The following is a 23,934-nucleotide window of genomic DNA, read 5'->3' as shown; positions in this document are numbered from 1 at the left end:
ACGCTTCCTGACTTCGCACGCTGCTCTCGCAGGAGAATCCATTCTCATGGCTCCCCTGCCGAGCCCGTCCTACTGCGTTTCCCGGGCACGTGATAGCCCGCCGCTGCCAGCTCCGCCGCATGCGGAAGACAGAATGCACAGAGGTTTAAGGCTGGAAGCGCCCGGCGTTTCAGAAACAGGGGCTTGCAGATCGGCAACGCCTTTGGAGGGATCATCCGCGAGCTCAAGACAGCAGGCATCGAACCTGCGAGGGCTCACGAAACGGCTCCGGTGTGGGGAGTGGTACAGCCGCCCCGGCTCGAACGGGGGACCCCCAGATCCACAATCTGGTGCTCTAACCAACTGAGCTACGGCTGCACGTGAGGCAGGGTGTAATCGCCCGGACGAGCAATTTCAAGACCTGTTTCGGGGTTCGGGAGCCCGAAATGGCAGCGGCGGGCTTTTGGCCCGCCGCCTCCAATGCTCAAGCCTGCCGGTCTTATTCCGCCTTGGCTCCGGCAGCCTGGAGAACCGGGGTCCAGCGGGCCACCTCGCTCTCGACGAGCTTCTGCAGGGCTTCGGGAGTACGCTCCGTCGCGCTCGGGATCACGCCGCCGAGTTCGAGCAGGCGCTTCTTGGTGGTCTCGTCGTCGAGGGATTTCGCCAGAGCATCGCTGAGCTTCTTGACCACGTCCGCCGGGGTGCCCTTGGGCGCGAAGACCGCATTCCAGGCACTGACCTCATAACCCTCGAGGCCGGCCTCCTTCGTGGTGGGGACGTTGGGCAGCACGGGGGAGCGCTGCGGGGTGGCGATGGCGAAGGCCTTGATGTTGCCGCCCTGGATCTGGGGCGCCACGTTGACGATCTGGTCGGTCATGAAGTCGACCGTGTTGGCCATGAGATCGTTGAGGGCCGGGCCCGTGCCGCGATAGGCCACCATGGTGGGCTTCGCCTTGACCACGGAGTTGAAGAAGATGCCCGTCGAGTGGGAGACGGAGCCCACGCCCGCATGGGCCATGTTCACCTTGTCGCCGTTCTTCGCCAGGTAATCGAGGAAGCCCTTGAGGTCGTTGGCCGGGAACTCCTTCTTGGCCACGATCACGATGGGCGTGCCCGCAGCCAGGCCGATGGGCGCGAAATCCTTGGCCGGATCGTATTTCAGGTTCGGATACAGAGCCGGCGCCGCGCCGTGGGTGCCCATGTGGCCCATCATGATCGTGTAGCCGTCGGGCTGAGCCTGGGCTCCGCGCGTGATGCCCGTGGTGCCGCCGGCACCCGCCACGTTCTCGATCACGATCTGCTGACCGAGGGTGCGGCTCATGTGGTCGGACACGATGCGGGCGATCACGTCGGTGGGACCGCCGGCCGCGAAGGGGACGATCATGGTGATCGGCCGGGTCGGATAGCCTTGGGCCTGAGCGCCGGTGGCCGCCAAACCGGCCGCGGCTGCCAAGGCCAGAACGATCTTCTTCATCAATGTTCCTCCCATAGGAAAGTTGTGGCCTTACACTTGGGCAACTCGGCTCCGAAGGCAAGCTACTCGGTGAACACCTCGTCCCTCCCCTTTCGGATGGACGGCAGAAGGGCCAGGATTAGAACGAAGGCGGCAATCGCGAGAAGCGTGGCGCTCAGCGGATAGCCGCAGACGAAGCCGGGGCTCTCCTGCCCGCCCATCGCCGGCGTTGCCGGCCGGCAGAGGGTCCCGTTGAAGATGCTCCCCCAGAACTCGCTCATCCGCATCGGAATCGTCTTGGTGATGAAGGTCCACAGATCGCCGCGCGAGATGATGAGGGCTCGCCTGAGGTTTTCCTCCATGAGCCTTCCGAGCACGAAACCGAGCAGCAACGGCGCCGGCTCGAAGCCGAACTTGATCAGCATGTAGCCCATCAGCCCGAACAGGCCGATGAACATCACGTCGGTCGGCAGCGAGTTGATCGAGTAGATGCCGATGCAGCAGAACATCAGGATCGCTGGGAACATCAGGCGGTACGGCACCTTCAGGAGCCGCACCCACATGCCCACCAGCGGCAGGTTGATGATGAGCAGCATCAGGTTGCCTATCCACATGGAGGCGATCATGCCCCAGAAGAGGGTCGGGCTCTTGGTCATCACCTGCGGCCCGGGGATGATGCCGTGGATGGTCATGGCGCCCACCATCAGCGCCATCACCGCATTCGGCGGAATGCCCAGCGTCAGGAGCGGAATGAACGAGGTCTGGGCTCCGGCATTGTTGGCGCTCTCGGGCCCCGCCACGCCTTCGATGGCGCCCCGCCCGAAGCGCTGGGGGTCCTTGGCGAGTTTCTTCTCCAGCGTATAGGCGGCAAAGGGCCCAAGCACCGCCCCGTTGCCCGGCAGGATGCCGAGGAGCGATCCGATGAAGGTGCCGCGCAGCACCGGCTTGTAGGCCTGCTTGAAATCGTCCATGTTGGGCAGCAGACGGCCGATGGCCTGGCGCACCACGTCCCGGTGCTCGGTATGATCGAGGTTGCGCATGATCTCGGCGATGCCGAAGATCCCCATCGCCAGCACCGCGAAGTCGATGCCGTCGGCCAGGAACGGCAGGCCGAAGGTCATGCGCTCCTCGCCGGTCTCAAGATCCGTGCCCACCGTGGAGAGCAGCACGCCTACGAGGATCATGGCGATGGCCTTCAGGATGGAGCCTCGCGCCAGCACCACGGCGAAGACGAGGCCCATGACCATGAGCGAGAAGTATTCCGTCGGGCCGAAGATCAGCGCCAGGCCGGTGAGCGGCGCGCCGAGCGCCGCGATCACGAGCGTTGCCACCGTGCCGGCGAAGAACGAGCCGATGGCCGCGATGCCGAGCGCCACGCCGGCGCGGCCCTGGCGGGCCATCTGGTGGCCGTCGAGCGCCGTGACCACGGAGGTGGCCTCTCCGGGGATGTTGACCAGGATCGCGGTGGTCGAGCCGCCGTACTGGGCGCCGTAATAGATGCCGGCCAGCATGATGAGCGCGCCCACGGGATCGAGCCCGAAGGTGATCGGCAGAAGCATGGCGATGGTGGCGATCGGGCCCACGCCCGGCAGCACGCCGATGAGCGTACCGACGAGGCAGCCCAGGAAGGCCAAGGCCAGGTTGACCGGGGTCAGGGCGACCCCGAAGCCGAGGGAGAGATTGGAGACGAGATCGCCCATCAGATCCTCCCGCTATGGTCGGTCACGTCGACCGGCTTGCGGCTGCGGCCTCGGGTTGCCAGGAAAACGGCCAGCCCCGCCACGGCCATGATGGCGGCGCAGGCCCGCAGCACCGCCTTCTGCGACCAGTCGGCGGGGAAAAGGCCTGCAAGGGCCTGTGGGAAGACCGGGATCGGCAGGTTCAGGAGATCGCCGAAGAGCACCATGCAGAAGGGGGTGAGGCTCAGGCTCAGGATGACGAGGTCCCGCAGGCGCGCCTCGGGGGTGGCGAAGCCGCCGATGAGGATGGCGAGCGGACCGGAGACCAGCAGCCCCAATCCCGGGATGACCAGGGGGCCGAAGGCGTAGCCGCGGATGGTCACGGCAAAGGCCAGGATGGCGCCGATGACGAAGACCGGGCCGCGCAGGCTCCAACGTTCCAGGGGATCGCCATCCTTGATGAAGGCGAAGGCGAGGAGCGCCAAACCCGACAGGCCGACGCCGATGGCCAGCCAGCGCGGCAGCATGGCCGGCCCCATGGCATTGAGCGTGCCCTGATCGAGGTCCCGCGTCAGCCACAAGGCCAGGGCTGACAAGGCGAGGAGAACCAGGCCTCCGGCAAGACTTTGCGGGGCGCGGATCGGACCGCGGGGCCGTGGGGGGCCGGAGCCCTCGTGAACAATGGACATGGACGACCTCCCGGCGGACGCCCAGTGCGCCCAGGGTTTTCCATCATCGATATGGCCCAAGGCCGTCGTTTCGATCAAGCGGCTGTTTCCTGAAGGACAACGCTTCTCAACAGCCCCCCTGCCGTGAACGAGAGGATGAGGACCCGCCGGACCGCCGGGCTGAACCTCGAGGTCGTCAGGATATGACTTGATCCCGAACGCCCTGTTCTCTAGATGGACCTCCATTGCCAGGCCGGGCCCCTCTGGTCGCTTCGAAAGGAAGCGGCGATGTCGGACTGGATGAAGACCAGGGCGGCCTGGATTCGTTCAAAAAGACGGTTTTGCCTGCATTTCGGCCCCGGACCCGCCAGAAGCCGGATCGGGACAATGCCAGATGCGTCTCTTTGAGCGTTTTGCATGCGCTGCCCTTCAACCGACAAACGAGGCAATGCATGTTTGATCTTTCGCAGTATTTCGGACCCGAGGTCGTTGCCTTCCTGATGGTGATCGGCATCGATCTGGCGCTTGCCGGCGACAACGCCATCGTCATCGGCTTGGCCGCCGCCGGCCTCCCCAAGGAACAGCGCAACAAGGCGATCCTGCTCGGCGTCCTGGCCGCCACGGCCCTGCGCATCGTGTTCGCCCTCCTGACCACGCAGCTCCTTCAAATCGTCGGGCTCCTGCTCGCCGGCGGCATTCTCCTGCTGTGGGTGTGCTGGAAGATGTGGCGCGAGCTGAGGGCCGGCCATGAGGAAGAGCAGCATGCGGCCGAGGAGGCTCTCGAGGGCCGGGACATCGACCAAGACGGCACCGTTGCCGGTGGAGTTCCCCGCAAGACCTTCGCTCAGGCCGCCTGGCAGATCATCATCGCCGACGTGTCCATGTCCCTCGACAACGTGCTTGCCGTGGCCGGCGCGGCGCGCGAGCATCCCTACATCCTCGCCTTTGGCCTTCTCCTGTCGATCGCCCTCATGGGCGTTGCGGCCTCCTATATCGCCCGCCTGCTCCAGCGCCATCGCTGGATCGCCTATCTCGGCCTTGCGATCATCTTCTATGTGGCGCTCAAGATGATCTACGAGGGCTTCGTCGAGGTCTATCCCCTGGTGAACGGCGCCGCCTCGTAAGAGGCAGGCCGCCAATCTCCGATTGACGGCGGGGATGCGGGAGGGCAGAGAGCGTGACGCTCATGCCTCCCGCTCCCCGCCCTTATTTTTCCTCTTCAGGCCTCCGGCAGGGCGCCCGCGCCGCCCTCCCCGCCTTCCCGGGCTTCATCATGTTCGCCCTCGCCTTCGGCACCGCCGCAGCCCAGAAGGGACTGTCGCTCGGCGAGACCCTGGGCCTGTCGGCCTTCGTCTATGCGGGCGCCTCCCAGATGGTCGGCATCGAGATCTGGCAGAAGGTCTGGACGCCTGGAACGATCCTCACGATCATGACCGTCACCGCTGTCGTGAACGCCCGCATGATCCTGCTCGGCGCCACGCTCCAGCCCTGGCTCAGGGACGAGCCCCTTGCCCGCTCGGCCCTCAACCTCTTCCTCATCACCGAGGCGGGCTGGCTCGTGGGCACGCGCTACCATAACGAGGGCGGCCGGGACGTGGGCGTGCTCCTGGGCTGCGGGCTCATCCTGTGGCTGGTCTGGCTCGTGGCGACGTTCACGGGCTACTTCGCCGGCGCCCTCGTGCCGGAGCCGAGGCGCTTTGGCCTCGACCTGGTGATGCCGGTGTTCTTCGGCGTGATGCTCGTGCCCCTGTGGAAGGGAGCCAAGCCCGCCCTGCCCTGGCTCGTGGCTGGCCTCGTTTCCCTCGTTGTTCACGCCCTCGTGCCGGGCTATCTCTTCATCATCGCGGGCGCCTTGGCCGGAGTCGCGGCCGGGATGCTGATCGAATGACCGCCGCCGGCACCATCATCGCGAGCCCCTGGGGATCGGTTCTCGCCATCGCCGGCATGGTGCTCGTGACGTTCCTGTGCCGCATCGCCGGAGTCGTGGTGATGAGCCGGGTGCGCATCACGCCGCGCATCGAGCGAGGGCTGCGCGCCCTTCCCGGCTCGATCATCCTGGCCACGATCCTGCCGGTGGTGATGGACAACGGCCTGCCCGCCATCGCCGCCCTGGCCGCGGCCATCATCGCCATGGCGGTAACACGGATCGACGTGATCGGCCTTCTGGCGGGCCTAGGCACCCTCGCCGTCATTCGGGCTCTTGGATGAGCCCTGCCTGAGCCGCAGGCGGATGCGGTACATCAGTCCGTCACGGATGTTGCGGTAGGCATCCAGCACCTGCTCGCGCGAGCCCTGCGTGATCGTGGGATCCGGCGTCGGCCAGTATTCCACGTCCGCGGCGATGGTGCGCGTCAGCTCCAGCGCCGCATGGTGCGCCTCCGGCGAGAGGGTGATGATGAGATCGAAGTTGAGCCCCTCCCACTCCTCGAGCTCCTTGAGGGTGCGCGGCTTGTGCTTGGAGGCGTCGATGCCGATCTCCGACAGGATCGAGGCAGTGAACCCGTCCATCTCCCCTTTGCGGACGCCTGCGGACTGCACGTAGATCGACTTGCCGAAATAGTGCCGCGCAATCGCCTCGGCCATGGGAGAGCGAACGGAATTCATTGCGCAGACGAACAGAACCGAATGGATCCGTTTCGCGCGGGGCTCGTCCAAACGCTCCTCCAAGCGTCAGCCCCGCCAGTGGAGCGCGAAGATCAGGGTGAAGATGCGCCGCGCCGTATCGAAATCGAGGATGAGCTTGCCGTCCAGCCGCTGCATCAGGAGCTCGGCCGCCTCGTTGTGCAGCCCGCGCCGTCCCATGTCGATAGCCTCGATCTGCGCGGGCGAGGCGGTGCGGATCGCCTGGTAATAGCTGTCGCAGATCATCTCGTAATCGCGAATCGCCTTACGGAACGGCGTGAGGGAGAGATGATGGGAAACGAGGTGGGCGCCGTCTTGCGTGGTCACCTCGAAGCAGAGTTTCTTCTCGATCAGAGAGATGCGTAAGCCATAGGGCCCGCCGTCGTAGTTCGGCAGGGCAAAGGTGTTTTCCTCCAGGATGTCGTAGATGGCTATGGCCCGCTCGTGCTCCTGGTCGGGATTGCCGCGGCCGATGGAGGCCTCGTCGAGGGTGACCGCCACCAGCCGGGCCCGCTCCTTCGCTTCGCTCGCCATCCCCCCTCCGCTTGCCGTCAAAGGTTCAAGCGGATCGCAATCGACCTCGCATGCCCCTCCAGTCCCTCAGAGCGCCCGAGCGCCATCGCTGCGGGCCCCAGCGCGCGCAGGGCGCCCGGGTCGCACTTCAGGATCGAGGTTCGCTTCATGAAGTCAAGTACGCCGAGGCCGGACGAGAACCGGGCCGAGCGGGCCGTGGGAAGCACGTGGTTCGGGCCGCCCACGTAGTCGCCGATGGCTTCCGGCGTATGGCTGCCGAGGAAGATGGAGCCCGCATTGCGGACCTTGGCCGCCAGTTCCTCCGCATTCTCCGTCTCGATCTCGAGATGCTCGGGCGCCAGGCGATCGACCAGTGGAATGGCGTTCTCCAGCCGGTCGATCAGGATGATGGCTCCGTAGTCGCGCCAGCTGGCGCCGGCGATCCCGGCCTTCGGCAGGGTCCGGAGCTGGCGCTCGACGGCCTTCTCGACCGCATCGGCCAGGGCGGGGCTGTCCGTGACGAGAATCGACTGGGCGGCCGGATCGTGCTCGGCCTGGGCGAGGAGATCCGCCGCGATCCAGTCCGGATTGCCATGGGCGTCCGCCAGGATGAGAACCTCGGACGGGCCCGCGATCATGTCGATGCCGACCTGGCCGAAGACCCGGCGCTTGGCGGCGGCCACATAGGCGTTGCCGGGGCCCACGATCTTGGCGACGGGCCGCACCGACTCGGTCCCGTAGGCCAGGGCCGCCACGGCCTGGGCGCCGCCGATGCGGAAGACCTCGTCGACGCCGGCCAGGCGCGCAGCGGCAAGCACCAGGGGGTTCGTCTCGCCCCGCGGAGTCGGCACCACCATGGCGACGCGCGGCACGCCCGCCACCTTCGCCGGCACGGCGTTCATCAGCACGGAGGAAGGATAGCTGGCCAGGCCGCCGGGCACGTAGAGCCCGACGGACTCGAGCGCCGTCCAGCGCCAGCCGAGCGTGACGCCCACCGGATCCGTGGTGGTGTAATCCTGCGGGCGCTGCGCCCGGTGGTAGGTCTCGATGCGCTCCTTCGCCAGCGCCAGGGCCTCGAGCGCCTCCCGCGGGCACTGGGCTTCGGCTGCATCGATCTCCTGCTCGGAGATGCGCAGGGTCTCGGGTTGGAGCGCCAGCCCGTCGAAGCGATAGGTGAAGTCGATCAGCGCCTCGTCGCCCCGTGCCACCACGTCCTCGATGATGACGCGGACCGCCTGGTCCACATCCTCCGAGATCTCGCGCTTGGCGGCGAGCAGGGCGGCGAAAGCCTGCGGGAACGAAGGATCCCGCGCATCGAGCCTCTGCGCCATTTACGGGCGCTCCGCCGCTTGCAGCTGGTCCTCGTGCGACGGGCGGCTTTCGGCGGCCCAGACCGGGCCGATGTCCTTCATCTGCATTTCGATGCACTCCAGGTCCACCTGGATGGCTCCACCCTCGGCAAAGATCAAGGTGGCGGTGCCCGACGGAGCATCCTTCTCCTCGAAGGCAATGGCGAGAAGGTTAAGAACCGCATCCTTGTTGGCTTGGTCGATGCCGCGCACGCGCACGCCGGTAACATGCTCGAAATGCATGCAGGTCAGGCGTCGCTGGGGGCTTGCTGCTTCCCAGTCGAACCGGCGGACCTGGATGGCGAAGCGCCGCTCCTTGGGCAAATAGACGACGTCGCCGACCTGCAGGAGCGAATCCTGCAGATGGGCGGAGATGACGGCAAGGTCTTCCGGATCGAACGCGACAAGCTTCAGAAGGTCCATGGCCCACCAACCTGTTGTTGAACTTTGAGGTTTAGGTAGAGAGCCCCATGGCCCAGCGCAACCTTTCGGCCCGGCCTGTCCTTCGGACCTGGACAAGAAAAGGGCCGGCGGTGAGCCGGCCCCGAACCCTTCTAGCCCCTCACGCGCTCGATCTGGGCGCCGCACCGGGCGAGCTTGGCCTCGAGCGCCTCGAATCCGCGGTCCAGGTGATAGACCCGGTTGATGGTGGTCTCGCCTTCGGCAACGAGGCCCGCGATGACCAGGGACACGGAGGCCCGCAGATCCGTGGCCATGACGGGAGCCCCCTTCAGGGTCGGGACCCCCTCCACATAGGCGCTGTCGCCGTCGAGGCGGATCCGGGCGCCGAGGCGGGCGAGCTCCTGCACGTGCATGAAGCGGTTTTCGAAGATCGTCTCGCGGATCCGGGAGGTGCCGCTCGCCCGGGTCATGAGGGCCATGAACTGGGCCTGAAGATCGGTGGGGAAGCCCGGGAAGGGATCCGTGGTGATGTCCACCGGCTGGATGCCGTTGCCGTTGCGGCGGATGCGGATGCCCCCAATGGTTGAGGTCACCTCGGCTCCCGCCTGGCCCAGCACGTCGAGAGCGGCCTGGAGATATTCGGGCTTCGTGTTGTCGAGCACGAGGTCGCCCCCGGTCATGGCCACCGCCATGGCGTAGGTGCCGGTCTCGATGCGGTCGGGCATCACGTCATGGGAGGTGCCGTGGAGGCGGGAGACGCCCTCGACCACGATCTCGGAGGTGCCGGCGCCCTGGATCCTGGCGCCCATCTTGACGAGGCATTGGGCCAGATCCACCACCTCGGGCTCCCGGGCGGCGTTGCGGATCACGGTGGTTCCTTCGGCAAGGGTCGCCGCCATGAGAGCCACGTGGGTGCCGCCCACCGTCACCTTTGGGAAGTCGATCTCGGCGCCCCGCAGGCCCTTGGGTGCTGTCGCGACCACATAGCCGGCCTCGATCTCGATGGCGGCGCCGAGCTTGGCGAGGGCCATGATGAGCAGGTCCACCGGCCGGGTGCCGATGGCGCAGCCCCCCGGCATCGAGACCCGGGCGTGGCCGAAGCGGGCGACCAGGGGAGCGATGACCCAGAAGCTCGCCCGCATGGTCGAGACCAGCTCATAGGGGGCCGTGGTATCGATGACGTTCTTGGCCGTGAGGCGGATCGTCTGCCCGGTCTCGGTGGTCTGGCCCGGTCGGCGGCCGGCGATGGAGTGATCCACCCCGAAATTGCTCATGATCCGCAGGAGGGAGGAGATGTCGGCGAGCCGCGGCACGTTGCCAAGCTCCAGCGTCTCCTCCGTCAGGAGGCTCGCGATCATCAGAGGCAGGGCCGCATTCTTGGCGCCCGAGATCGGAATCAGACCGTTGAGAGGCGCCCCGCCCCGGATGCGAATGCGATCCATCGAAATTCCCTTGCTGCTTGTCTGTCTGAACCATGCGCTATGCGCGCGTCCGGCTCTTCAGGCTAGTCGGACGCCTTGTCGCGCTCTGCCGAAACGCTCAAGCTCCCGCTTTCGGTTCCCGACGGCTTCAAAGCCTGCCGTCCCCGTGCCTGGGCCTTGCGCCGCTTCAGGTTCTCCTTCAGGGCCGCCTTGAGCCGGTCGGCCTTGTCCTGCGATTTCACGTCAGCCATGGTTCACGCGACCCATCGTCGCCTTCCTTCAATAAAGGCTTCGCAGGCGGCTCTCAACCGCAATATGACAGCCCGGACTTTGACCCGGATCAATGTGATCTGGCATAATGGGTTCACTATCCCCGGGCATTGCATTGCCCACCCGGTGAGATGATGGATTATCAGAGCTTCTTCACGTCTGCCCTCGACCGCCTCCAGGCGGAGCGCCGCTACCGCGTCTTCGCCGATATCGAGCGGCTGGCCGGCCGTTATCCCCAGGCGATTTGGCACTCCCCGGAAGGCCCGCGCCCCATCACCGTCTGGTGCTCGAACGATTATCTCGGCATGGGCCAGAACCGGGACGTGACCCGCGCCATGGTGGAGACCGCCTGGCGCCTCGGCACCGGCGCCGGGGGCACCCGCAACATCTCGGGCAACAGCAACCCCATCGTGGCCCTGGAGGCGGAGCTCGCCGACCTGCACGGGAAGGAGGCGGCGCTCGTCTTCACCTCCGGATACGTCTCGAATCAGACCGGCATCTCGACCCTTGCCAAGCTGATCCCGAACTGCCTGATCCTCTCGGACGCCCTCAACCACAACTCCATGATCGAGGGCGTCCGCCAGTCGGGCTGCGAGAAGGCGATCTTCCGCCACAACGACCTCGAGCACCTGGAGGAGCTGCTCCGGGCCGCCGGCGACCGGCCCAAGCTGATCGTGTTCGAGAGCGTCTATTCCATGGACGGCGACATCGCGCCGATCCACGCCATCTGCGACCTTGCCGAGCGCTACGGCGCCATGACCTATATCGACGAGGTCCATGCGGTGGGCATGTACGGTCCCCGCGGCGCCGGCATCGCCGAGCGCGAGGGCGCCATGCACCGGATCGACGTGATCGAGGGCACTCTGGCCAAGGCCTTCGGGGTGATGGGTGGCTATCTCACCGGCACGAAGGCCGTGATGGACTCCATCCGTAGCTATGCGCCGGGCTTCATCTTCACCACCGCCCTGCCACCGGCGGTCGCGGCGGCCGCCACCGCCTCGATCCGGCACCTCAAGGCCTCCTCCACCGAGCGCCAGCAGCAGCAACGCCAGGTGGCTCGAACCAAGGCCGTCCTGACCTCGGCCGGCCTGCCGGTCCTCGACACGCCTACCCACATCGTTCCGGTGATGGTGGGCGATGCGGAAGCTTGCAAGGCGGCCTCGGACCGGCTCTTGGAGAAGCACGGCATCTACATCCAGCCGATCAACTACCCCACCGTGCCCCGCGGCACGGAGCGCCTGCGCATCACCCCCGGCCCGTTCCACTCGAACGCCCATATCGACGCCCTGGCCGCCGCCCTGGTGGAGGTCTGGACCGCGCTCCGGCTCCCCCTGGAGCCGAAAGTTCAGGCCGCCGAATAAAGATCATTTTCGAGCTTGCATGGAGGGCTGCCCTGTGGCAGTAAGCGGCCCTCCCCGTTGGCACGCTGCCGTAGCTCAGTGGTAGAGCACTCCCTTGGTAAGGGAGAGGTCGAGAGTTCGATCCTCTCTGGCAGCACCATCGATTTAGCTTTGACTTCAATGTCTTAGCTAATATGCCGAACCTCCTGAAAACCTCCTCAGACCACTGCTGTCACGATTTGGTCACAGCAAAGGTCACGAGCGATGGCAACGATCCGCAAACGCGGCACCAAATGGCAGGTTCAAGTCAGGCGCAAGGGCAGTCCTCCCCTAAGCCGCTCCTTCCTTCACAAGGCAGACGCCCAAGCCTGGGCACGGCAAATCGAACTACAGGCTGATCGAGGCGATCTTGTCCCTAAGGCGAGCGTGCTAACCCAATCCACGGTGGGTGATCTTATTCGCCGCTATCTTGATGAGGTTGTGCCACGCAAACGCAGCGCCAAGAATGAAGCTGCCGTCCTTAGGGCTTTCCTTCGGCATAACCTCGCCCAAGTATCTTTGGCCAAGCTCACATCAGCCCACTTCACTGCCTACCGTGACGAGCGGCTTTCGGTTGTGAAGGGCGCAACCGTCAGGCGGGAGTTTGTCATCCTTCGGCACTGTTTTGAGATTGCCAAGGGCGAATGGAGTATCCCGCTCAGAGACAATCCATTGAAAAGCATCAAGCTGCCGCCCGACTCTAAGGCACGTGATCGCCGATTACAGGAGGACGAAGGCGAGGAGTTGCTTAAAGCCATGACAACACCCTCGGCCTCATACCTCCGCCCATTGATTGCGCTCGCTATTGAGACAGGGATGCGCCGGGGTGAGCTTCTGTCAATCCGATGGAAGGATGTGGATCTGAGTGCTTCTACCATCCGCATCCTCAAAACCAAGAACGGTCATCCTCGGACAATACCGCTCACGCCCAAAGCGGTAGAGATACTAGCTTCATTGAATAGGAAGGATGAGCGGGTCTTCCCTCTCACGCCCAATGCGGTGCGCCTTGCATGGGGAAGGCTGAGGAAGAGGGCTGGCCTAGAGGACTTGCGGCTGCATGACCTTCGCCATGAGGCTGTGTCCCGGTTCTTTGAATATGGGCTGACCGTCCCTGAGGTGGCTCTGATTAGCGGTCACCGCGATCCACGGATGTTGAGCCGCTATACCCACTTGAGGCCAGAGAAGGTCGCCGAGAAGCTGGCCAGAGCTGTAATCTAAGAACGAGAAGCAACGTCTGAGGGATTGGAACTCAGTCTCTCAGACTAATCCAAGCCATTCCATCCCATCTGTCGCGGGGAAAATCGAAACACCGGGACAAACCTCGTAACGGATCTAACGCCACCATGTGGGAATATTCGTCCATCAACCCATTCTTCGCAATCGGGTCCTATCTCGTCGTCATGCGTTCGATCATCCTCTCAGCACTGTTCACTATCATCTCAGGCACAGCATTTGCGGACACATACAAAATCAATGATTGGACTGTTCGCAACAACATAGCCAGCAGCATCCCCTATGCCATGTACGGCGCAGGAAGGATTGAGAATCCAGCCTCCTGCAAAATGGAAAACTGGAAAGATGATTATGGACTGATCATCAGTGCGGAACTGGTGAATGAAGAACCATTTATGCATCTCACCCTAAGGAAGAGGCGAGGATACTTAGATGCCATCTTCGGGAAATACTCTTGGTCCAAGCTTAACAACGGCTATGGCAATCGTCTCATCCTAAAGGCAGATGGTAAGTCCTATGAACTTACCTTCGAGAAAGAAGTCACGTCGGAGAATATCTTTCTAACGCCGTACTATAAACATGACGTAGAATGGTTCTCAAATCCGTCCTCCAGAACAGACCTTGAAGCCTTTGTGGAGAGATGGAGGAAAAGCACCGCAATCAACACGCAAGTTATTAGCCGACTTTTCGATGCAAATCACCTTGAGGTACTGAACGCGGAAGACGGGAAAACACTTGCTGATTTTTTCATTAAAGGGACGCGAGAGGCTTTCGCGATACTCCAGCGCTGCATCCAGAATGGGATGAAGCTGTAACTCGACACCAGGACATTAGCGTCGAGCGTTAGACTCTATTCAAAGGATAGCTGGGGTAAAGGTTCCGATGTTGCTAGGGTGAGGATCAGCGGTTTACCCTCCTCATTAGCCTACTCTGAGCTGTCCTTCATCGTTGCTGACAATTTCCGGCGGTATTCCACAATCCTTAGGAGATGGTTGGCGAGCATGATTATATCGAAAGCTTCGTTGGGATCGTCTAGCGGCACGTTCCTATGTGAGTGAGGGTTCTTGTAAGACCCGATTGCTCCAGCAAACAAACTCATCCTCGCTTCTCGCTCCGCGAACTCCACGCTATCATCCGTCAGCGGACCACGCTCTGGATGAAATGCCTCTCTCATAAGGGCTACACCGACCTGCTTCCCTGAAAGCCCGGAAGCCTCGCGCACAGCAACCTCAACAGCCTTCATGGCTTGGAACACAGCCACATCCAACTCTCCCCGAATAAAAGCCATCCACACTTTCTTTGAGATAGCCGGGTGCAGATTCGCTTTCGCCACTTGCGTTGCGACGCCGTAGCTTTGAACCGCTGCCTCATCCTCAAATTTCTTTGCACGTCGGCTCAGTCGTGACCAACCACGTTGACCGTTCGTTCCAGGCTCCGGAACAACAAAGCCCTGTGCAGTCAGCCAAGCCCATGCCTCAGAGATTGCGAGTTGTACCTCTGGTGCCTGATACTCTGTAGGCAACTCACTTGCGAGATTGTTCGAGTGAAACATGTTGTGCCCAAAGCGCGACCGGAGATTGAATAAGATTTTCGCGCCGAGTTCTTCAGGCTCAAGGGCCAACAATACCTCAGTCGGTATCTGATCCAGTTCTCTCACCCCAATTCACTCCGATTACCCACAACAGCACAGCCATTTTGCACATATGGTGCTCTGTAAGTGGAAGTAGCTTTATCAAGCGGAGCCCGTTCTGAGCCCTGTAGATGCGATCCTGAGCTTTAGGCGGAACTCAGGAGCCCCACTTCGACCCAGTTTAAAAACCCTCCCCATTAGCAAATAGTGGAGGACCAAAAACGTTGCCCATTAGAAAGACCGAAAGACCCCAAAAAAGGGCCCCATTAGAAGAGCGCTTGGTCGAATAAAAACCACTCCCATTAGCAGAGCGCCCAGTCGGTCAAAAACACCTCCCATAAGCAGAGGCTCGCCGAGAGACCAACGGACGCTTTTCACTGAGAAGCTGACCTTGCGTCGAAGGTGCTACGGAAGCCCCCAAAGCTCTTGGGACAAAACGTACACCATTACACAGAGACTGCATCAGTCCAGGCTCCGTCAATCGTAGCCTTCTGACGCAATCTTCCCCACCAGATTGAGGTTCAGTCTCATGGTGGGTTACTGGTCCAGTTTCACCTCCACAAAACTTGGACCAAGGGCAAATAAGCCATTGTTGCCACAAGGGTTTTTTGGCCCACTCTTATAAGGAAGAGGGTAGAAGAGAAGGTTTAACGCCCTCTTCAACCACCCCTCTCAACCACTAACCCAAACCAACCAACAGACCGATCACTCGGAGTGGCCGGTCTCCATTAAGCTTGTGTCAAACAGAAGCTTAATCTTCTTATTAGGTGACCAATGACGATTACTATCATCGACTCCATCATGGGATCAGGCAAAACCTCGTACATGATTCAGCACATGAACCAGCGTCATGCTGAGTCTCTAGGTCAGTCCTTTACTGATCCGTCTCATGAGCCATCTCGGTTTCTCTATGTTGCTCCCCTTCTGTCTGAGGTTGATCGGATCACCAAAGCCTGTCCCGATTTGAACTTCAGGAACCCTCAACCAGTCGAAGGAAGAAAACTCCATCACCTGTCCACCTTGCTGGACGAGGGAGCCAATATCTGCACCACACATGCTCTGTTCTCGCTGCTAAACCGAGAGATTTACGAGAAACTCAGGAGGCAGAAATACGCCCTTATCATCGATGAGGTGCTGGACTGCGTGAGCATGTTTGACGGCCTGTCGAACTGCGATCGCGAACTGCTCTTCAATGAGCGTCTGGTCTATCTGGAGCCTGGAACGAACCGGTTACGGTGGAACCATCGTGAGCATGGTGTCTACAAAGGAGAGTTCGATAACATCAGGGATCTTTGTGACAACGGCAATCTCGTCCTCTACCGGGGGAAGGCTCTGATCTGGGAGTTTCCAATCGAGTTCCTCAAGTGTTTCGATCAGGTCTATGTCCTGACCTACATGTTCCACGGATCACCGATGTCTGCGTATCTCAGAGCTGAGAGTGTAGATTTTGATATGAAGACACTCGTTGATGGAAAGCTTGTCTCCTGGGCTGAGAACTCAGATGAGACCGAGACTAAGCAAAAACTGAAGGAGTTGATCACGGTCTATAATGGGTCAGCTAACCAGTTGGGGCAGCCGAAGGGTCGAGAGAACCCACTCTCATCAAGCTGGTTTGATAAGCGCAAATCTGAGGATTTGGCCAAGCTCAAAGCTGCGACAGAAAATTGGTTCAAGAAACATGCCCGGACCCCGGCGAACGACAACGCCTGGACCACGTTCAAGAAGGCAGGGAAGGCACTCAAAGGCACACGGTACTCTAAGAAGGAGTGCTGGATACCGAACAATGCTAAAGCCACTAACGACTTCAGGCACAAGAAGTCTCTCGCCTACCTCTGCAATGTCTTCTACCATCCGATGATCAAGGGTTACTTTGAGGACCGCGGAATCACCGTCAACGAGGAACTCTACGCTCTGTCCGAAATGATCCAGTGGATTTGGCGAAGCCAGATAAGAGACTGGAAGCCAATCACCGTTTTCATTCCTTCGGCACGTATGCGTGGTCTCTTCTTGGAGTGGCTGGATAGCTCAAGTGTGGCGGAGATGATCGAACGCAAGGCAGAGCATGGCTATGCCAGAGCGATGTCAGCGCCTTTGAAGAGCTGGCCAAACAAGGGGGGGTTCTCCTCTGAACGTCACCCAGAGACTGAAAGCCAGAGCCTTACACAGGCTTCGCAGGAGGACAGCCAGGAGGTTCAGTCAGCGTCTCAGCCAAGTGTACTGACGGTGCCCGGAGCTAAGATTCGTGGGCTCTCTCTTCGGGACGTTTTCAGCAGTGGTGAGGCCACCCTTCCAATGAGACCGCAAGGGCTTTCTCCAGCCACTACCCTACCTCCCAAAAGGGTTTCGTTTGTAGAGGCAATCAAACAATTGGAACGGCAGGAAGCCTAATAGCCATTGCCCCTCTCGGTCGCTCAAGTGCAGCAATCGAGAGGGGCTCCGTCTGTTTGTCCAGGTATTTTTAGGAGTCTTAAATCAAGTTATTAAACCTGCTCAGCCGCTCGCTCTCTCAAAGCTTCGTACAGCTGTCCTGGTCCCAACAGCACATCCTTAAGACCCTCTCTGACCCGATCCGAGTCCAGGGCTTGCTTGCTCATAGCTGTATGGGCCGAAAGGGCGTCCATCACGGCGTTAAGGATTTCCTTAGACAGCGTTGGAGAGCTAGCGAACTGAGCCTTTGTGTTATTGCTCGCCTGAACCATCAGCTCCTCGGACTCAAGCAGCTTTCCCTTCAGCACATTGTTCACGTAGACCAGCTTGTCGTCCTCGGTTAGGTCTCCCTCAAACAGGTCGTTGACCTTCGCAATAATCTCGTTGAGGCGAGCTTTCTCCTTCTCCTGAACTGAGCCCGATCCCGTCTCGGTAGGGGGAGCAATCTTCGGCTTGTCTCCGTCCTCAACGGGCAGGTCTCTCTTGCCCTGACTCTTGAGGCTATGGTGCGTCAGGACGAGCTTGGAAACGTCCACGCCTTCCCTCTCTCGTCCGAAATCCAAAAGCGGAACAAGCCGCCTGAAGAAGATAAGCCGCTTCTCTATGTCGGTATTGCCGTAATCGAATATCTGGGAGAGGAAGCTGTAGAGCCGCTGAAAAGCTCCCATATCGCTTTTAAACAGGATCAGAGCATTGATCGTGTCTTGAGCATCCTTTGCAGTCTTATCGTCTCCTTTTGCTCTAGCGGCTGCAAGCCGCCTCTGTGCCTCTTTAAACTGCTTCAGAAGTCGATCAGCGACAGGCTCTAAGGCCGCGATCAGGTCTCCCTGCTTGGCTTTGTCGTCCAACTCGACCTCGACCACCCGATCCACCTCAAAGCTGTCGTAGTAACCCGAAGCATCGAGCTTTGAGCGAAGATCGTAGACGAGATTGGGGTCTGTAACGGCCTGAAGCTCTGCTGTGTCGTAGTACGTCCTAAATGCCTCAAGAATCTCCTCGGAGCTGTTCACGAAGTCGAGGACGTAGGTGGTGTCCTTGCCGGGATAGGCCCGGTTAAGCCGGGATAAAGTCTGCACTGCCTGTATTCCGGCAAGCCTCCGGTCCACGTACATTCCGCAGAGTAGCGGCTGGTCGAACCCGGTCTGAAACTTGTTCGCGACCAGCAGGAGCTGATACTCCTCCCCAGCAAAGGCCTCACGAATATCTCGTCCCTTGAGATTGGGGTTCAGCACCTTGCTACTCTCGCTGAAGGGCTCCTCCCCTGACTCGGGATCGTTCACTTCTCCCGAGAAGGCCACCAGAGTCCCGAGCTTATAGTTCCTGTCCCGAATGTACTTGTCGATAGCGAGCTTCCATCGGACAGCCTCCTTGCGGCTCGCAAGCACTATCATCGCCTTCGCCTTGCCATCGAGCAGAGGAGCTACGTTCTCACGGAAATGCTCGACGACGATCTGGACCTTTTGGCTGATGTTGTACGGGTGGAGACGGACCCACTGCATGATACCCTTGAGGGCGACATCGCGCTCAACCTCCTTCTCGTCCCACTCATGCCCTCCATTGGCGAGACGGAACGCCAGTCGGTAGGGCGTGTAGTTCTTCAGCACATCGAGAATGAAGCCTTCCTCGATTGCCTGCCGCATCGAGTAGACGTGGAACGGGCCAGGGAAATTGTCGGAACCAACGGGCTCATTCGGCTTTGGAAGCCGCCCAAAGAGCTGAAGCGTCTTACCCTTAGGAGTGGCTGTAAAGGCGACGTAGGTGATCCCCTTCTCATTCGCCCTTGCAGCCATCTGAGCGGCGAGAATGTCCTCAGTGCTGACTTCCCCCCCTTCGTTAAGTTCAGCCAGCTCCTCCGGGGAGAGAACCTGCTTCAGTTTGGCGGCAGCTTCACCGGTCTGCGAGCTATGGGCTTCGTCAGCAATGACGGCAAACCGCTTGCCTTGAGTGGCGGCTTGCTCTCTCACGGCTTCCAAGGCGAATGGGAAGGTCTGGATCGTGCAAACGATGATCTTCTTGCCCTCACTCAGGGCTTGGGCGAGTTGACCGCTCTTGCTCGATCCCTCGTTCTTGATTGTCGCGACAACGCCCGTTGTCCGCTGGAAGTCGAATAGTGCCTCTTGGAGCTGAGTGTCGATCACGTTCCGGTCGGAGACCACGATGACAGTCGAAAATAGCTTTTGGTCCGCAGCATCATGAAGGTCCGCCAGGAAGTGAGCGGACCATGCAATCGAGTTGGTTTTCCCCGATCCTGCCGAGTGCTGGATAAGAAACTTGCCCCCTGCCCCCTCCTTCAGCACCTGGGCGACGAGCTTCCGGGTAGCATCGAGCTGGTGATACCGGGGGAAAATGAAGCTGGTAATCTGCTTCTTGGAATCCTTGCGAGCGACAAGGTATCTCCCGAGGATTTCCAGCCAGCTTTCCCGCTGCCATACCTCTTCCCAGAGATAGCTGGTACGGTGACCATTGGGATTGGGGGGATTGCCCTTTCCTCCATTGTCCCCCTTGTTGAATGGGAGGAAGGTGGTCTTTGAGCTCACAAGCCGGGTGGTCATATGGACTTCGCTATTGCTCACAGCGAAATGGACCAGGGCTCCACCTGGGAATTTCAGAAGTGGCTCAGCAGGCTTCCCTTTGGGCTTAGGGTCACGATCAAACCGATACTGGTCTATGGCGTCAGCGACACTCTGGGTGAAATCCGTTTTCAACTCCGCCGTAGCCACGGGGATGCCATTGAGAAACAACACCAAGTCGATGGAGTTCTCATTGTGTTGAGAATAGCGAACCTGCCTAACCACCCGGAGCCTATTGGCCTGGTAGCGAGCGATAATCTCCGGGTTCATCGTCATCGCTGGCTTAAACTGGGCAAGCGAGAGAGGCTGACGCAGCCCGAGAAGCTCGAGCCCATGCCGAAGAACGTCTAAGGTGCCTCGGTCGTCCAGCTGCTTTCTGAGACGGTCGAGGAGAACACCCTCGGCAGCTGCTCCGTGGTTTTTAACAAGGGCGTCCCATGCCTTTAGCTGAGTAGTCTGGACCCAGGAGATAAGGTCTGACGGGTAGAGGGCTCGGGCACGGTCGTAGAGAGCCGCGTCATCCGCAGCGTGGAGCCAGCCATTCGCCGCGAGATGAGCGCAGATTTCGCTCTCAAAGCTAATCTCCTTGTGGAGGTTCATGATTGGCTGGTCCTTTTTGGGCGCAGACCCATCCCTGAAAAGGCTTCAATAGCCTCGGCCTTCATCGTAAAGCCGCTGGTTTCCTCATTGTAGTCCGCAAGGATACCCGAGTAGAAATTTGCGTCCCGGTGTTCTGCATATGGTGCAGGCCAGAGATATTCCTTTCTAGCTTCGCACATCTTACCAAAGTGCAGATGCCAGCTTTGTCCTCCCCAGCGTAGAGCCTCGCTGAGTGTCTTCGACGTTGCTCCGGGATTATCGAGAAGCGTCTGAATAACTTGCCGGTCAGTGTCAGTCATTGGACGGGCGCGAAACGCCTCAACAATACGCTGAGACTTTGAGAGGCCCAGGGCGTAATCCATCAACTCTAAGGCTTCCTGCGCCTCATGTGCAGACAGGGCGTCGAGCAGATGCTGAGCTTGGCTCCTCTGCTCGGCATTGCTGCTCTCTATCTTTCGAGAGGCGTTGTCACGCATGGAACGACGCTCGGCGTCCGACATCGACGGGATCTTAGCGATTAGTTGGTCAATACTCATGCAGCCTCCGCTTTGGCGGGAGCAAGACCACGCACGTCAATTTTGCCTGTGACAGCGGCTGAAATCAGCGCATTGCGACGTTCTCGCAGGAGTGCGATAGCTGCTTCCGCTTCTTTTTCAATCTGGCCGAACCCAGCTGTCTCTTTAGCAATATGAGAGACAATTTCTTCTTGCTCTTCGATTGGCGGAACCAAGACCAAGCTCGCTCTCAGGCGATCAGAGCGGATGCCGCTAGCTGTGGAGCCACTTGCCCGAGCCCACAACTGCATTTTCCCAAACAGTGATCTAAAGTGCGTGTACAAGAACGTGTTGGTAATCTTGCGACTCTCAACCTTCATCAAGATCATTCGTTGCCCTGGCGCAACTCGCTCATTCTCAATCTGGGCGACCTCGCCAAGCGGAGCCTCAGTCGTGAGTAGCACGTCACCTCGCTCCGGAAAGCCACGTGTCATTCGACTAAGATACTCCGCTTCGGAAATGAAAACAGGATCGAGAGAATGGTCTATGCGACCATCTTTGATCTGAGTTGCGGTAATGAGTGGCACACCGTCCTCAACCTTTGTAGGTGTAGCCCCACGGTAATCAACAAACTGGCGCACCAAACGCGTTAGCGGCAATATTTCCCAGTGTTTTGGAATCGTATCAGGCCACTCTAATCCGGTAGTTTTAGTAGGCACCCCTCGGTTGAGACCTTGAGTGACCGCGTGAGAGATGACGGCTTGCTGCTTCTCTTTAAGCAACTCGATCAGCTGTTGCTGCTCCTCAATTAGCACGTCGATCTTTGCAGTTTCTCGGTCGAGGAAGGTAGCGATGCAGGTTTGCTCATCCAGACTCGGAATTGGGCAGGGTATTTCGCCGAGTAGCTCAAGGTTGAGACCATCCCGAAGATCCCCACCAGCCAAGTTTCTAATATTTTGATAGTTATTTGTGAGCCACCAAAAGAGGTATCGTGCTGCAATCTCGGGAGTGGGCACGATTGCCGCCATAGACTGGTTGCAGGTTGCAGTTATGGCCATTTGTGCGACCATGCCTTTGGTTTTCCCCTGGCCAGCCAACGCCATGACAAGTGCACCGGAGGGGACCCAACGAGCGCTGCTCTTTTCCAAAGCCTCCTCGGTTATGTAAGCAGACGGCTCCGTAATTACACCCTGATTGACAGAGCCAGAATTGAGCCACGGAATTGTGCCGTCAGTCCAGAAATTGGATCGTGTCTTATCTGGAGTGCCACCAGCATACCGTCTTGCTAACCATTTCAGATGAGCTTCTCCCCAATGACTCGGTACCTTTCCTAACCACTCGAGTCTACTACTACGATAAGTGCTATATTGAGGAAAACTCATGCAGCTAGCTCCTCAATCATCACCTTGATGCGGCTGGCAACTTCCTTCAGGTCGCGGTCTATTTCCTCAAGAGGGCGCGATGGGTCAAACACATAGAAGTGACGGTTGAAGGGAATCTCGTAGCCAACCTTCGTCTTATCGTAGTCAATCCACGCATCTGGTACGTGAGGCAGCACTTCACGTTTAAAGTAGGCCTCTAGATCGTCCGCAAGAGGTACATTCTCAGTGTCCCGCAGATCTGGGTCTGGCTGTGGCTTGCCTTTCAGCTTGCCCTTCTGCCCTAGGATTAGCTTACCTGCCTCGTCTCGCAAGGGGCGCTCGACAGTAATGGTGCGAAAGCCGAAGGCCTCATTCGGAAAGATGCGTGACAGTGGTACAACTTTTACCTTTCCCCCCTCTGGGGATGTTGGCACCGGCTCGCCCTCTACAAGGATATGTCGCCCAACCTCGTCCCCGGCCGAATCAAACATTGTTGCAAGGCGAGCTTCGACAAAACCGCCGAAGAGTCGAGTTATGGTGGCAATGTGGTCATCGCTCATCTCCCGACGCTTAGAGCCTAGACTCTTCCGCATCTTCTGCCAGAAGGAACTGGCGTCGATAAGCTGAACATAGCCTTTTCGCTCTGACGGCTTCCTATTCGAGACAATCCAAACATAGGTGGCGATCCCAGTATTGTAGAACATATCGGTCGGAAGGCCGATGATTGCTTCTACAAGATCGTTTTCCAGCAGGTAGCGGCGGATTTCGCTCTCACCACTTCCAGCCCCGCCCGTAAACAGTGGCGAACCGTTCAAGACGATGCCAAACCGGCAGCCACCCTCGGAGGCAGGACGCATCTTGGATAGGAGATGCATGAGGAACAGGAGGGAACCATCCGAAATCCTTGGAAGCCCAGGACCAAACCTGCCGTTGAAGCCCTGGGTCTCATGCTCCTTGCGGACTTCTTTCTCGACCTTCTTCCATTCGACACCGAACGGAGGATTAGAGAGCATATAGTCGAACTTGCGGCCGACATGGCCATCCTCAGAAAGAGTGTTCCCAGGAACGATATTGGCTACGTCTTGGCCTTTAATGAGCATGTCAGCCTTACAGATGGCATAGGACTCATCGTTCAACTCCTGGCCATACATGGTGAGACGAGCCTGGGGATTGAGAGCTTCCAGATGCTCCCCCGCAACCGACAGCATACCGCCTGTCCCGGCAGTCGGGTCGTAAATCGTCCGGACGACACCAGGCTTCGTCAGCACCTCGTCATCCTCCACGAACAGGAGGTTGACCATGAGGCGGATCACTTCTCGGGGGGTGAAGTGTTCACCGGCGGTCTCGTTTGAAAGTTCAGCAAACTTTCGGATCAGCTCCTCAAAGGCGAGGCCCATCTGACTGTTGCTGACCCGATCCGGGTGAAGGTCGATCCGAGCAAACTTCTCGGTAACCTGATAGAGTAACCCGGCTTTAGCCAGCCGTTCGACCTGGGTGTAGAACTGGAACCGCTCAAAAATGTCCCGGACAGCCGGGGAGAACGCCTGGATGTAGGCAAAGAGGTTCTCCCGGATATGGTCCTGGTCCCCCATGAGCTTGGCCATATCTAAGGGGGAGGTATTGTAGAAGCTCTGACCCGACTTCCTGAGGAGGAATGGCTCCGGGTTGAGCCCCAACTTCGACTTTTCCTCAAACTCAGCCAGAACTGCCGCCTTGGTCGGCTCTAGGACACAATCGAGACGGCGCAGGACCGTGAAGGGCAGGATCACCCTGCCGTACTCCGACTGCTTATAGTCACCCCTCAGAAGGTCAGCGACAGACCAGATAAAAGACGAAAGCGTCTGGTGGTTCACGTTGATTAGCCCCCGGCAGGTCACGTTATCA

At 59.8% G+C, this 23,934-nt stretch carries 21 protein-coding genes and 2 tRNA genes; 8 read left to right on the top strand and 15 right to left on the bottom strand.

What is annotated here, in order from left to right; all coding sequences use genetic code 11:
* Nucleotides 1-280 precede the first annotated feature (280 nt).
* The 4 genes from GR303_RS17860 to GR303_RS17845 all read right to left on the bottom strand — a co-directional run bounded on the left by GR303_RS17860 (nucleotide 281) and on the right by GR303_RS17845 (nucleotide 3,800).
* A tRNA-His gene (locus tag GR303_RS17860) sits at nucleotides 281-357 on the bottom strand.
* Nucleotides 358-478: 121 nt separating this feature from the next.
* Complete coding sequence (locus GR303_RS17855) at nucleotides 479-1,453, bottom strand: tripartite tricarboxylate transporter substrate-binding protein (protein ID WP_161724760.1); 975 nt, start codon at nucleotides 1,451-1,453, stop codon at nucleotides 479-481.
* A 62-nt stretch (nucleotides 1,454-1,515) separates the two neighbouring features.
* The gene (locus GR303_RS17850) at nucleotides 1,516-3,132 is read right to left on the bottom strand and encodes a tripartite tricarboxylate transporter permease (RefSeq protein ID WP_246205689.1); all 1,617 of its coding nucleotides are present in this window, start codon (nucleotides 3,130-3,132) and stop codon (nucleotides 1,516-1,518) included.
* Nucleotides 3,132-3,800 (bottom strand): tripartite tricarboxylate transporter TctB family protein, encoded by a 669-nt coding sequence (locus GR303_RS17845; RefSeq protein WP_161724763.1) that lies wholly within the window; start codon nucleotides 3,798-3,800, stop codon nucleotides 3,132-3,134. The genes GR303_RS17850 and GR303_RS17845 overlap by 1 nt, the downstream gene beginning before the upstream one ends.
* Before the next feature lie 431 nt (nucleotides 3,801-4,231).
* On the opposite strand from GR303_RS17845, the gene GR303_RS17840 reads away from it, so the two are divergent.
* From GR303_RS17840 to GR303_RS17830, 3 genes are all read left to right on the top strand, one after another.
* Nucleotides 4,232-4,903: a TerC family protein gene (locus tag GR303_RS17840; protein WP_161724766.1), complete on the top strand. Its 672-nt coding sequence runs from the start codon at nucleotides 4,232-4,234 to the stop codon at nucleotides 4,901-4,903.
* Nucleotides 4,904-4,965: 62 nt separating this feature from the next.
* Nucleotides 4,966-5,667: an AzlC family ABC transporter permease gene (locus tag GR303_RS17835; RefSeq protein ID WP_161724828.1), complete on the top strand. Its 702-nt coding sequence runs from the start codon at nucleotides 4,966-4,968 to the stop codon at nucleotides 5,665-5,667.
* Nucleotides 5,664-5,987 (top strand): AzlD family protein, encoded by a 324-nt coding sequence (locus GR303_RS17830; protein WP_161724768.1) that lies wholly within the window; start codon nucleotides 5,664-5,666, stop codon nucleotides 5,985-5,987. Before GR303_RS17835 ends, GR303_RS17830 begins: the two co-directional genes overlap by 4 nt.
* Here GR303_RS17830 and GR303_RS17825 read toward each other — a convergent pair.
* The 6 genes from GR303_RS17825 to GR303_RS24375 form a co-directional block, all read right to left on the bottom strand.
* Nucleotides 5,952-6,434, bottom strand: coding sequence for an arsenate-mycothiol transferase ArsC (locus GR303_RS17825; protein ID WP_161724769.1), 483 nt, complete (start codon nucleotides 6,432-6,434; stop codon nucleotides 5,952-5,954). The two genes, GR303_RS17830 and GR303_RS17825, sit on opposite strands and share 36 nt — an antisense overlap.
* A gap of 15 nt (nucleotides 6,435-6,449) precedes the next feature.
* Complete coding sequence (locus GR303_RS17820; RefSeq protein ID WP_161724772.1) at nucleotides 6,450-6,935, bottom strand: UPF0262 family protein; 486 nt, start codon at nucleotides 6,933-6,935, stop codon at nucleotides 6,450-6,452.
* Between the two features lie 17 nt (nucleotides 6,936-6,952).
* The gene (gene hisD / locus GR303_RS17815; protein ID WP_161724775.1) at nucleotides 6,953-8,245 is read right to left on the bottom strand and encodes a histidinol dehydrogenase; all 1,293 of its coding nucleotides are present in this window, start codon (nucleotides 8,243-8,245) and stop codon (nucleotides 6,953-6,955) included.
* On the bottom strand, nucleotides 8,246-8,686 hold the full coding sequence (locus GR303_RS17810) for a DUF2948 family protein (protein ID WP_161724777.1): 441 nt from the start codon (nucleotides 8,684-8,686) through the stop codon (nucleotides 8,246-8,248).
* Between the two features lie 131 nt (nucleotides 8,687-8,817).
* Complete coding sequence (gene murA, locus GR303_RS17805; protein WP_161724780.1) at nucleotides 8,818-10,107, bottom strand: UDP-N-acetylglucosamine 1-carboxyvinyltransferase; 1,290 nt, start codon at nucleotides 10,105-10,107, stop codon at nucleotides 8,818-8,820.
* A 62-nt stretch (nucleotides 10,108-10,169) separates the two neighbouring features.
* Nucleotides 10,170-10,337, bottom strand: coding sequence for a hypothetical protein (locus GR303_RS24375; protein ID WP_201752124.1), 168 nt, complete (start codon nucleotides 10,335-10,337; stop codon nucleotides 10,170-10,172).
* A gap of 153 nt (nucleotides 10,338-10,490) precedes the next feature.
* Between GR303_RS24375 and hemA the strand changes: the two genes are divergently transcribed.
* The 4 genes from hemA to GR303_RS17785 all read left to right on the top strand — a co-directional run bounded on the left by hemA (nucleotide 10,491) and on the right by GR303_RS17785 (nucleotide 13,783).
* Nucleotides 10,491-11,717, top strand: a complete 1,227-nt coding sequence (gene hemA / locus GR303_RS17800) for a 5-aminolevulinate synthase (protein WP_161724830.1) — start codon at nucleotides 10,491-10,493, stop codon at nucleotides 11,715-11,717.
* A gap of 64 nt (nucleotides 11,718-11,781) precedes the next feature.
* Nucleotides 11,782-11,856: transfer RNA gene (locus GR303_RS17795), tRNA-Thr, on the top strand.
* Between the two features lie 104 nt (nucleotides 11,857-11,960).
* Nucleotides 11,961-12,953, top strand: coding sequence for a tyrosine-type recombinase/integrase (locus GR303_RS17790; RefSeq protein ID WP_161724782.1), 993 nt, complete (start codon nucleotides 11,961-11,963; stop codon nucleotides 12,951-12,953).
* A 125-nt stretch (nucleotides 12,954-13,078) separates the two neighbouring features.
* Nucleotides 13,079-13,783 carry a hypothetical protein gene (locus GR303_RS17785; protein ID WP_161724784.1) on the top strand — a complete coding sequence of 235 codons (705 nt, stop codon included), beginning with the start codon at nucleotides 13,079-13,081 and terminating at the stop codon, nucleotides 13,781-13,783.
* A 110-nt stretch (nucleotides 13,784-13,893) separates the two neighbouring features.
* Here GR303_RS17785 and GR303_RS17780 read toward each other — a convergent pair whose 3' ends face one another.
* A complete protein-coding gene (locus GR303_RS17780; RefSeq protein WP_201752123.1) occupies nucleotides 13,894-14,625 on the bottom strand; it encodes a TIGR02391 family protein in 732 nt (243 codons plus the stop codon).
* An 810-nt stretch (nucleotides 14,626-15,435) separates the two neighbouring features.
* Here GR303_RS17780 and GR303_RS17775 point away from each other — a divergent pair.
* Complete coding sequence (locus tag GR303_RS17775) at nucleotides 15,436-16,986, top strand: hypothetical protein (RefSeq protein WP_161747590.1); 1,551 nt, start codon at nucleotides 15,436-15,438, stop codon at nucleotides 16,984-16,986.
* 92 nt (nucleotides 16,987-17,078) lie between these two features.
* Here the strand turns inward: GR303_RS17775 and GR303_RS17770 are convergent, their stop codons facing one another.
* From GR303_RS17770 to GR303_RS17755, 4 genes are read right to left on the bottom strand one after another with little or no spacing between them, the layout of a single operon-like run.
* Nucleotides 17,079-20,195, bottom strand: coding sequence for a type I restriction endonuclease subunit R (locus GR303_RS17770; protein ID WP_161724789.1), 3,117 nt, complete (start codon nucleotides 20,193-20,195; stop codon nucleotides 17,079-17,081).
* A complete protein-coding gene (locus GR303_RS17765; RefSeq protein WP_161724791.1) occupies nucleotides 20,192-20,731 on the bottom strand; it encodes a hypothetical protein in 540 nt (179 codons plus the stop codon). The genes GR303_RS17770 and GR303_RS17765 overlap by 4 nt, the downstream gene beginning before the upstream one ends.
* The gene (locus GR303_RS17760; protein WP_161724794.1) at nucleotides 20,728-22,071 is read right to left on the bottom strand and encodes a restriction endonuclease subunit S; all 1,344 of its coding nucleotides are present in this window, start codon (nucleotides 22,069-22,071) and stop codon (nucleotides 20,728-20,730) included. Before GR303_RS17760 ends, GR303_RS17765 begins: the two co-directional genes overlap by 4 nt.
* Nucleotides 22,068-23,903, bottom strand: coding sequence for an N-6 DNA methylase (locus GR303_RS17755; RefSeq protein WP_161724797.1), 1,836 nt, complete (start codon nucleotides 23,901-23,903; stop codon nucleotides 22,068-22,070). Before GR303_RS17755 ends, GR303_RS17760 begins: the two co-directional genes overlap by 4 nt.
* Between the last annotated feature and the right edge of the window lie 31 nt (nucleotides 23,904-23,934).

It is taken from the genome of Microvirga arsenatis, assembly GCF_009910705.1.
Classification (GTDB): Bacteria; Pseudomonadota; Alphaproteobacteria; order Rhizobiales; family Beijerinckiaceae; genus Microvirga; species Microvirga arsenatis.
The sequence above is the reverse complement of the archived record's forward strand: the minus strand, read 5'-3'. Positions and strand labels throughout refer to the sequence as shown.